1 protein-coding gene is annotated in these 385 nt (G+C 59.0%); it reads left to right on the top strand.

Annotated features, from left to right (window positions below; translation table 11 throughout):
• A partial coding sequence (locus EOA22_RS37500; protein WP_164756380.1) for an NAD-binding protein occupies positions 1-385 on the top strand: 385 nt, incomplete at both ends.

The raw sequence follows: 385 nt of genomic DNA, 5'->3' as shown, positions 1-385 counted from the left end.
GTCGTGCCCGTTCCTGGCGACATTTGCAAAGACTTTTGTCCATCTCGGCCCGGACGTCGGCAAGGCACAGATCCTCAAGCTCGCCAATAATCTTCTCACCGCAACCAACATGGTGATTGTCGGCGAAGCGCTAGCATTCGCCGAAAAGGGCGGTATCGAGCCCGAGGATCTGTTCCGGATCATCAATGCCGGCTCAGGCCGGTCCTGGGTGTCCGAGATCGCCTATCCAAAGCATGTGGTGACACGCCGCTACGACCAGAATTTTCGCACCGAGCTCATGCACAAGGACGTGACGCTTTGCATGCAGGAAGCCGAGCGTATGGGCGTGCCAATGTGGCTCGGGGCCAACGTCCGCCAGTTCTGGCAGTTCGCCATGACGCAAGGC

Origin of the sequence: Mesorhizobium sp. M7A.F.Ca.US.014.04.1.1, assembly GCF_003998745.1 — a bacterium.
Classification (GTDB): Bacteria; Pseudomonadota; Alphaproteobacteria; order Rhizobiales; family Rhizobiaceae; genus Mesorhizobium; species Mesorhizobium ciceri.
The sequence above is the reverse complement of the archived record's forward strand: the minus strand, read 5'-3'. Positions and strand labels throughout refer to the sequence as shown.